Here is a 10,828-nt window from a genome sequence, read left to right on the forward strand (position 1 = left end):
AACTAAACCAATTACCCAGCAAACAGAAAATGTCTCCACTCGGTGTCGCTACCAGTCACTCAAAGCAGATCCTAGAAATAGGAGCAGCACAACTCTGGCTGTTATTGGTAGGAGTAAATAAATACCAAGATCAGAGACTACCCCCACTGCGCTACTCAGCTGTTGACTGTCAGGGTTTAGCCGCAGCTTTAGCCGACGCAACGCAAGAATTTCCTCACACCGAAGAGAGGGTTTACCACGATTTAACTTCTCAGCTGCCGACTCTCTCTACAGTACGTGCTAGCTTACGCCAAATTTCTGCCACTGCTCAACCACAAGACACAATTTTATTTTATTTTTCTGGACATGGGATGTTAGAAGCGGAATCCCAAGCAGCATTTTTGTGTTTAGCAGATACTCAAACAGATGATTTACTGAATACAGGTTTAGGTTTACAGGAAATTTTGCAGCAGTTGGAAAATAGTCAGGCGCAGACTCAGTTAGTGTGGTTAGATGCTTGTCATAGTGGTAGCCTGACATTCCGGGGTACTAGAAGTGAGATAATTACACCAACTTTATCCAACCCCACATCCCAGATGGTGGAATTATTACGCCACAGAGCAAAACAGAGTAAAGGATTCTATGCTTTACTTTCCTGTGATAATCATCAACAATCTTGGGAATTTCCCGAATTGGGACATGGCGTATTTACTTATTATTTAATGCGTGGGTTGCGTGGTGAAGCGGCTGATTCCCAAGGTGTGATTGATGCTGATGGACTTTATAGATATGTTTATCATCAAACCCGCCAATATATTGAGCAAACTAATCAGCAATTACGCCTGATTAATCAGCAAAATAAAAGTAGAGGCGATAGTAATTTATATTCCGAATATCCCCAGCAAACGCCGAAGCGCATTGTGGAAGGAGTCGGGGAAGTGATTTTGGGTTTAAAACCAGCCCTGGTAAAATCCTCTTCTGTCCGACAAGCATTAATATTAGAAGGGTTAGCGACTAATCAAACTACCCTGGCTGTGAGTAAATTATTACGGGGTGTGGGTGGTTTTGAGTTAGAGTATTGGACTCCCTCGGTAAAAGCTAGCACTCAGGATTTGCACTCTACTATTCAGGCTTGTTTACAAACTACAGAATCACCACTGCAAAATCACCCCAGAATTTTTGCTACAGTCCTGTTATATTTACGTGGACGACTGGAGGAAACAGAAGCGGGTGAACCGACTTTAGTTTTAGCCGAAAATATCCGTCTCAGTCGTTCGTGGTTAAGACAGCAACTCAGGCATTCCACTTATGCTCAACAAATTATCATTTTAGATTGTCCTGTGGCTAGTGACTATCCACCTCTACAAGATTGGGTGGAAGATTTACAACTAGGATTTGAGCAAGGGCAATGTATAATTGCAGCTGCTTCACCAAAAAACCATCCTGAACAATTTGCCCAAGCTTTACTCTCTAATTTAGAAGCAGCACCGCCCCAAGGTAGTCTATCAGCTGCGGCTTGGATTACCCAATTGCAATTATTTTGTCACAATGAATTACCTCTACATATCTGGCTATCTGGTACACAGGGCGTAATTGAAGTGATCCCGGCTAATTCGGGGATTCACTCAGCCGCAGCTATTGATTTAGGGCTTTGTCCTTACCGGGGATTACAGGCTTTCGGTGAAGAGGATGCCCAGTATTTTTACGGTAGAGAGGTTGTTGTTCAGCAACTAATTAGTGATTTGGCGCAGAAGTCATTTATTGCCGTTGTGGGGGCTTCTGGTAGTGGAAAATCTTCTGTGGTACAGGCGGGATTAATGGCGCAATTGCGTCAGGGGAAGGGCGCGGACTGGTGGATGAGAAGTTTTCGCCCTGGTGCAAATCCTCTGCAAGCTCTATCACGGCGCTTAGTGGATAGCGGTACGGAAAAGGAACAGGCGTATCAGCAAGTACAACTAGAAGGGATGTTGTATCAGGGGGTAGAGGGGTTTGTCCATTGGATAGGTGAGAGGCCAGAACCAATGGTAGTTTTGGTTGTGGATCAGTTTGAGGAATTATTTACGGCTGCATCCTGTGAAGATAGACAACGTTTTTTAGAAGTTGTTTTAGGGGCGCTGGAATGTGTCCCAGAAAAGTTGAAGTTAATTGTGACTTTGCGGGCTGATTTTATCGCTCCCTGTTTAGAAGTTCCTAGATTGGTGCGGTGGTTGCAGGAGTCGAGTGTGCTGTTACCTCCCTGTTTGAGTGAGGAAGAGTATCGCCGGATGATGATTAATCCGGCTGAACAAGTTGGTTTAACTGTGGAGGGGGAATTGGTGGAGGTGCTGATGCAGGAGTTACATGATTCTCCTGGGGATTTACCTTTATTAGAATTTGTTCTGGAACAGTTGTGGGAATACCGTGAAAATGGTGTGATGACTTTACAAGCGTACCAACAGCATTTGGGGGGAATTAAAGGGGCGCTGGAAACTAAGGCACAATCACTTTACAACAGTTTAGACCCGGAGGCTCAGGAGTGCGCCCGATGGATTTTTCTGTCGCTGACTCAGTTGGGTGAGGGTACGGAAGATACTCGGCGACGGGTACTGAAATCTGATTTGATTGTGCAGAAGTATCCGGTGGCTTTGGTGGAAAGGACTTTACAGGTGTTGGTTGCTGCTAAGTTGGTGGTGGTGAATGTAGGGGAGGATGCACCTGGGTTTGGGGAAATTCGGGGAGCAGGGAGCAGAGGGGAAGATGATGATTTGTTGGGACTATCTTATTTTTCATCTCCTGGTTCTTCTTCTGTGACTATAGAGGTAGCCCATGAGGTGTTGATTCGCTATTGGTCAACTCTGCGTTGGTGGTTGGAGGAAAATCGGGCTTTGTTGCGATCGCACCGCCAAGTTGCCCAAGCCGCAGCTTTATGGAAAAATAGTGGTGAGGAACCAGACTTTTTATTACAAGGTGTCCGCCTGGCGGAAGCGGAAGAAATATATATCAATTACACTGATCAAGTCTCTGTTGATGTTCAACGTTTTATTCAAGCCTGTTTAATAGAACGACAACGCCAACAACAAACCGCAAAAAATCAACTCAGAAAAGCTCAAAGAACTGTGGGAATTATGAGTATTTTGGGACTGACTGCTTTTGGGTTGGCGGTTTTAACTTACCAACAAACTCAAAAAGCTCAGTTACGAGAAATACAAGCTTTAAATTCCCTCTCAGAAAATTTTCTGCTTTCTCATAACCACTTAGAAGCGTTAGTAACTAGCCTCAAGGCAGGTCGAGAAGTACAAAAACATACATTTGGAATCCCTAGAAATATCCAATCTCAAACTGCAACTATCCTACAACAGGCAGTTTATGGAACTCAAGAACGTAACCGCTTAACTCATAATTCTTGGGTGACAAGTGTGCGTTTTTCACCGGATGGTCAAGTATTAGCTGCTGCTTATGCCGACAATAGCATTAAACTTTGGAATGGTGATGGTAGTTTAATTGCAACTCTCACAGACCATACAGATAGTGTAAATAGTGTTAATTTTTCACCGGATGGTCAAATTTTAGCTTCTGCTAGCAATGATAATACTGTGAAACTCTGGAGTCGTGAGGGTAAGTTACTCAAAACTCTCACAGGTCATATTCATGGTGTGAATAGTGTGAGTTTTTCACCAGATGGTCAAATTTTAGCCACTGGTAGCAATGATAATACTGTGAAACTCTGGAATCTTGAGGGCAAGTTACTGGTAAATTTGATTGAACATAGCCGCAGTATAAATAGGGTGGATTTTTCACCAGATGGTGATACTATTGCTTCAGCTAGCGATGATGGCACGGTGAAACTTTGGAATTTAGATGGTCGGTTGTTATCAACTTTGCCTGCTAGTATGAGAGAAATTTTGGATGTCACCTTTAGCCCAAATGGACAAACCATTGCTTCTACAAGTGCGGATAATACTATTAAACTTTGGAGTCTTGACGGAAATTTGCTCAGAACTATAGAAGGACATGGTGGTGGTGTCTGGGAGGTGCAGTTTTCTCCTGATGGTAAAATGATGGCTTCGGCTAGCGCTGATCAAACTATTAAACTTTGGACTAGTGACGGTAACTTGTTAGGGACTTTGCAAGGACATAGCCATGAGGTGAATAGTTTAAGTTTTAGCCCTGATGGTCAGAGATTAGCTTCAGCTAGTGATGATCAAACTATCCGATTATGGAAACTAGAAAGAAATTTACCGCAAACTTTCTCTGGACATCAGGGGAGTGTGAATGATGTCCGTTTTAGCCCTGATGGAAGTCATATTTTTTCCTTGAGTTCTGACCAAACTATGAAGCAATGGGGTTTAGATGGTGAGTTAATTAATACTCTACCTTCCCCTAAAGAGGATGTGACTAGCATTAGTTTTACTCATGATGACAATATGGTAGCTTTGGGTAGTGCAGACCAAACTATCGAACTTCGCCAAAGAGATGGGACTTTGCTGCATACTCTGGAGGGTCATAAACATTGGGTAACGAGTCTGAGTTTTAGCCCTGATGATCAAATTCTGGCTTCTGCTAGCGGGGATAAGACTATTAAACTCTGGAGTCGTGACGGTGGCTTGTTGCACACTCTTTCAGGTCATAATGGTTGGGTAACTAATATTAAATTCAGCCCTGACGGTAAAACTATTGCTTCGGCTAGTGCGGATAAATCTATTAAACTCTGGAGTCGTGATGGTCGTCTGCTGAGAACTTTATCTGGACATAGCGCTAGTATCTGGGGGATTAATTTTTCTCCTGATGGGAAAACTATTGCTTCGGCTAGTGATGATAAAACTGTGAGGCTTTGGAGTGTAGATGGTTCTCTACTGCAAACTTTCCAGGGTCATAGTGATTTGGTGATTAACGTAAGTTTTTCACCTGATGGAAAAATGCTGGCTTCTGCTAGTGATGACCATACTATCAAAATCTGGAATATTGGCAATGGGATTTTGATGAAAACTTTATCTGGACATCAGGGGGGTGTGAAAAGCGTGAGTTTTAGTCCTGATGGTAAGATTTTGGCTTCTGGGGGTCAGGATGCAACTATTAAACTGTGGAATCTGGAAGATATAGAGTTGCAAACATCAAACCTCAATCAGCTGCTGAATTATGCTTGCGATCGCCTGGGTAATTATCTGAAAACTAACCCTAATATTACTTCAGAAGAGTATCAACTTTGTTTTCGGAAAGAGTAGGGAGTGGGGAGTGTGGGGAGTGTGGGGAGTGTGGGGAGTGTGGGGAGTGTGGGGAGTGTAGGGAGTGTGGGGGAAGTGGGAAAAATTTGATTGCAGGTAATTAGTTGGACATAATACTACAATAAGAATTATGAACAAACGTTATTTTTTGCAGGGTAGTGCTGTATTAATTGGCGCTGCTGTTTTATCACGTAGTATCAATTGGGGTTCCGAAAACATGACAACTTCTAAAAGTGAATTTGCAATTACCAAACCTGAAGAAGAGTGGCGTAGTATTTTAACGCCGGAACAATTCCGGGTTTTAAGAAAACATGGTACTGAACCAGCTGGTAGTAGCGCACTGGATAAACAATATGAGGAGGGGACTTTTGTTTGTGCTGGCTGTGGACAAGCATTATTTACCTCTGATACTAAGTTTAACAGTGGTACTGGTTGGCCGAGCTTTTTTCAACCCATTGAAGGTGCGATCGCCGTTACTGTAGATCGGTCATTTTTTATGACTAGAACAGAAGTACATTGCAGCAACTGTGGGGGACATTTGGGTCATGTGTTTAATGATGGACCTGCACCCACTGGTAAGCGTTATTGCATGAACGGTGTTTCCATGAATTTTGTCCCCGCTTAATGTGAGGGACTGGGGATTGGGGATTGGGGACTGGGGATTGGGGATTGGGGATTGGGGATTGGGGATTGGGGATTGGGGATTGGGGACTGGAAACTAAAAATCTTTCCCCCTGCCTCTTCTCCCCTGCACCCTGCACCCTGCACCCTGCACCCTGCACCCTGCCTCTTTCCCTAGCCTGCGGAATTTTCCTGAGAAAATTTCTTGTGGACACTTTGACTATCTTCCCCATTAGCTGCAATGGCTGTCATTACATAGTTAATGGAGTCCTGGGAAAAGGGAATCCGCAGGTGAAAAGTCCCATCTGATTTGATTTTGATGGGTTTTCCGGCAATATTAACTACTGCACCTGGTTCTGTTGAACCGTGAATAATTAACTCGGTATCTGCAACAAACCAAAAATCGTTTTGTGGGCGATTGAAGACTCTAACTATTTCGGAACGGGCGATCATCTCCCAGCGATTGGCTTCATTCAGATAACCAAGTTCAATGATGTAGTCTTGATCTGTGGCGGCAATTGCTACATAGCGATCGCGTGTGATTTCGTCACATTCATATTGCTGTACTAGTTGGGGAGTTTGATAACTTAAGTCTACTCCTGTAACATTATACAACCGCAGATATAGTTGGGTGACACCCTTGTTATGCAGTATTTGCTTGTCGGTTACGGAAATATACCAACTTGCATAAGCCCATTTGGGTGTGCGAGATTTCAGCACAACACTACTTTCATGATTTGTCGGGGGTAAGTCGATAGATGTTGTGTCTTCTTCTACTTCTATGGGCAGATTTTCTGCTGTGGTGTCTTCTAGGGGGATACCAAAGACGCGAATCCTTTTAGAACGGGCAATTGTTACCCAGCGATCGCCGAAGGCGGGGCTTTGCCCATCGCCACTTGTGATGTAACCTATTTCCGCGATATAATCTCGGTCGCTTTGGGGAATAGCGATATATTTCTCTTCTATTCTTGATTCTAATTCATACTCATGTACTAGATGGGGAGTCTGATAACTCAAGTCTAAATCTGTGACATCATACAGCCGCAACCATAACTGAGAAATGCCGTTATTTTGCAAGGTTTCTTGACAACTTTGATCCAGATACCAAGTTGCATAAGCCCATTCTGCATTCCGGGGCTTGAGGACGATACTTTGCTCTCCATCTAGATTAATTACGGGGCTAACTGTGGTATCTTGCAGGGGTGTGGCAAAAACCCGAACTCTGGGAGAAGTGGCAATTGTTACCCAGCGTTCGCCGAAGGCGGGGCTTTGCCCATCGCCACTTGTGACATATCCTATTTCCGCTATATAATCACGGTCGGTTTGGCGAATGGCGATGTATTTATTTTCTATTCCCGACTCTAATTCATACTCCTGGACAAACTCCGGACTCTGATAACTCAAGTCTAAGTCTGTGACATCATACAGCCGCAACCATAACTGAGAAATGCCGTTATTTTGCAAGGTTTCTTGACAACATTCATCAATATACCAAGTTGTATAAGCCCATTCTGCGTTCCGGGGTTGCAGGACTACACTGCACTCTCCATCTAGATTTATTGCGTCTACTGGGGAATTTTCTACAGGTGTGGCAAAAACACAAATTCTAGAGGAAGCGGCAATTGTTACCCAGCGTTCGCCGAAGGCGGGGCTTTGCCCATCGCCATTAGTAACATAGCCTATTTCCGCCATATAATCGCGGTTGCAGTGAGGAATAGCGATATACAATTCTATTTCTGACTGAATTGGATACTCCTGCACCAACTCTGGATTTTGATAACTCAAGTCCACATCTGTGACATCATATAGCCGCAAACTTAACTGACAAATGCCGGCATTTTGCAAGGTTTCCTGACAACTTGACTCAATATACCAAGTGGCATAAACCCATTCTGGATTCCGTTCTTTCAGGACTAAACTGCACTCCCCATCCAGACTTATAGAGTCTACTGGGGGTTCTTTGAGGGGTGTGCTAAAGACTCTAATTCTAGAGGAAGCGGCAATTGTTACCCAGCGTTCGCCGAAGGCGGGGCTTTGCCCATCGCCATTAGTAACATAGCCTATTTCCGCCATATAATCGCGGTTGCAGTGAGGAATAGCAATATACAATTCTATTTCTGACTGAATCGGATACTCCTGCACCAACTCCGAATTTTGATAACTCAAGTCCACATCTGTGACATCGTACAACCGCAGACTTAACTGACAAATGCCGGCATTTTGTAAGGTTTCCTGTTGCTCAATATACCAAGTGGCATAAACCCATTCTGGATTCCGTTCTTTCAGGACTAGACTGCACTCCCCATCCAGATTTACTGCTTCTACCGGGGTTTCTACTGGAGGTGTGGCAAAAACTCGCACTGTAGCGGAACGGGTAATTGTGATCCAGCGTTCGCCGAAGGCGGGGCTTTGCCCATCGCCATTAGTAACATAGCCTATTTCCGCCATATAATCCCGATCGCATTGGGGAATAGCAATATACAGTTCTATTTCTGACTGAACTTGATACTCCTGCACCAGTTGGGGAGTTTGACAACTCAAGTCTATATTGGTGACATCATATAGGCGCACCCCTAGCTGACTAATGTTGTTGTTTTGTAATGCTTTCTGACAACTTTGATCCAGATACCAAGTTACATAAGCCCATTCTCCATTCCGGGGCTTGAGGACTATACTCCGTTCCCCCTCCAGATTAACCACTGGGCTAGGACTCTGAGATCCTGGATTTCCATTACTACCCGCGCCTAAAAAGGTAGAACTATCTGCAAAAATATCTTTTTCCTCTGGGGAATTAGACACTGGTTCAGCCGCATCTGCGATAGTGTTTAAAATTTCTTCCGAAATATCTGGCAGTGTGGAAGGTGAATCTGTCTCTTCATCATCCCACGGCTGTAACATGGTATCATCAGCCGTACTGACTGCTTTTGAATCATTCTGTTCTTCTATTCCAGCCCATAAATTAGTTCCACTGTCATCTGAAATAGTTTCCTCAACCTCCGGTTTCTCAGAGACAATGGGTACTTGGGGGTAGGGAACATTCACTAGAGATGCTGGTGCTTCCATATCCCAAGGTGACTCATTACCATTACCGTTGAGGTTTTGTTTGTCGTCAAATATGAATCCCAGTTCATCCCCAGTACCTGCTGTTAAAGATTCCTCAGCAGAACCCCCATCGGGATCATGATCTTCCCCAGAGGGTTGGGTTTCCTGTGCTGCTTTGTTTTTACCCTTTGCCGACAGGCGCGATCGCAACAACCAGATTAGTAAGAGAACTATTACCCCCACAGGTAACAAAAGCCACCAAAGAGGGATATCATCGGGAATTAAGGGAGTTTCTGGAGGCTGTTCTTGAACTGGGACTGCTTGGGCAGTTTCCGTAATTTCCGTAGTAGCTGGTGGTGCTGTTTCTGCCTGGGCGATAGCCACTGCTGCTGCCGTTCTCGCAGATTCTACTGCTTCCTGTTCTGGTGAACCGAGAATAAAGCCCAAAAAACTGATGACATTGGGGCTAGGATTTTCCTGGTAAGCGTAAACTAAAGGTTGAGAATAAACATAATTAGGATTATCTGGCAAAGTTTCATTAATGGGAATCACCCGCACATTTGGCAATTCTGATACATGATGAGCCATGGCGTAGCTAATCCCGTCATTGCCTAACTCTGCCACAATTGCCGCAGTATCATCCTCATCTACTTGGATAGCATTAGCACCTGTGGTAAATTCCCCATCTTGAAAAGGCGGATAAGTCCGAAAGGTATTGCGAGTATCACTAGTATCAGGACGATCAATCAAACGAATTGCCCCCTCTGCTACTCCCAACTCCGACCAGTTGGTAATATTACCACGGAAGATATCGGCAAACTGCTGATCAGTCAAACCACCTTGAAAAGGATTATCTGTACTCACGATGATAGCGATATTTTCCCGGTAAAACGGTACTTGTACCAAACCTTGGGCTTGTTCTTCAGGAGTCAAACCACGTGCGATCGCCACAACATCAACAGTACCATTAATCAAAGCCGATATCGCCGCATCAGCCCCATTCGCCGCCAGTTCCACCGTCGCCCCAGAAAACTCCGACTCAAACTGTTCCTTTAAACTTTGATTTATTGCCGCCAAACTCCCAGAACCATCAATCCGCACCGTAGTTCCATCCTCTACCACCTCTGGTACGGTAAAAGACTCAGCTTCCGTGGCAGATTGTGCCAGCACTGGTGTCGGCACGAACAAACGTCCGACCATAGGGGTAGTAGCCAACGACAGTAATAACGCCAGACTGAGTATTGCACTATCTTTTTTTTCTTTTTGCCACATCATGCTCTTTATCTAGGTACAGAAAGCTGGACAGTCTTAAATCTTATCTTTTCATCTCAGAACAGACGCGCCAATTATACATCCATTAAATTCCATCTAATTTTCTCTTTACCAAGGCTGTAAGTCAAGAAAAACACGAAGTCCTCACCGTATTCAGGATGAAAAAATTATAAACCTTAATTTTATTGCGAAATCAGCAACCTTAACAGTTGGCAAGACACCCCCTGTTAGAATAATAATCATTATTATTCGATGTGTATCTATTAATATATAGCCACCGCCAAGGAGATGAGGAAATAAACAGATGAGAAAACCGAGACAAAAAAAAGATCCTAACCTCAATACCAATTATTTGTGAGGCTGCATATTATTTTTATCCCTCAAAAATCCGGTTCCCTCCTCGCTTGCGGAGGGTTAGGGAGGGGTTCTTTTTATGCTTCTTTAACGTGAGTTCGACGGAGAGGAAGGGGCAAAAAGCTTGCTGTGTAAGAATTTGCTCAAGTGGGATTCACGGGAGCGGTAAGCGTTAGCTATGCCGTCAGGCTTTAAGCGCACAGTAAGACATCACTACGATTAATTGAGAATCGGTAAAAAGTGGCAAAAAAATGCCGAAACTAAAAATATCAAAGAAAAATCAAGGTTTCGGCTATGTCTACAATTGTATCTCGCCTCGACATTACACAAATTTTCTGCGACGTAGATGATTTTTGTCA

General features: G+C 44.0%; 3 protein-coding genes. 2 read left to right on the forward strand and 1 reads right to left on the reverse strand.

Annotation, left to right across the window (positions count from 1 at the left end):
* Nucleotides 1-29: 29 nt before the first annotated feature.
* Both ACM0OP_RS17365 and msrB read left to right on the forward strand, forming a co-directional pair.
* Nucleotides 30-5,180, forward strand: coding sequence for an nSTAND1 domain-containing NTPase (locus ACM0OP_RS17365; protein WP_414529672.1), 5,151 nt, complete (start codon nucleotides 30-32; stop codon nucleotides 5,178-5,180).
* 130 nt (nucleotides 5,181-5,310) lie between these two features.
* The gene (gene msrB / locus ACM0OP_RS17370; RefSeq protein WP_414529673.1) at nucleotides 5,311-5,805 is read left to right on the forward strand and encodes a peptide-methionine (R)-S-oxide reductase MsrB; all 495 of its coding nucleotides are present in this window, start codon (nucleotides 5,311-5,313) and stop codon (nucleotides 5,803-5,805) included.
* Between the two features lie 170 nt (nucleotides 5,806-5,975).
* Here msrB and ACM0OP_RS17375 read toward each other — a convergent pair whose 3' ends face one another.
* Nucleotides 5,976-10,115, reverse strand: coding sequence for a DUF4912 domain-containing protein (locus ACM0OP_RS17375; protein WP_462362464.1), 4,140 nt, complete (start codon nucleotides 10,113-10,115; stop codon nucleotides 5,976-5,978).
* Nucleotides 10,116-10,828: the final 713 nt, after the last annotated feature.

It is taken from the genome of Nodularia chucula CCY0103 (genome assembly GCF_963923915.1).
Taxonomy (GTDB): Bacteria; Cyanobacteriota; Cyanobacteriia; order Cyanobacteriales; family Nostocaceae; genus Nodularia; species Nodularia chucula.

What these genes read in the sequence shown, in the direction of transcription:
- ACM0OP_RS17365 (WP_414529672.1), top strand. Translation starts at nt 30, where the DNA reads ATGTCTCCACTCGGTGTCGCTACCAGTCACTCAAAGCAGATCCTAGAA.
- ACM0OP_RS17375 (WP_462362464.1), bottom strand. Translation starts at nt 10,115, where the DNA reads ATGTGGCAAAAAGAAAAAAAAGATAGTGCAATACTCAGTCTGGCGTTA.
- msrB (WP_414529673.1), top strand. Translation starts at nt 5,311, where the DNA reads ATGAACAAACGTTATTTTTTGCAGGGTAGTGCTGTATTAATTGGCGCT.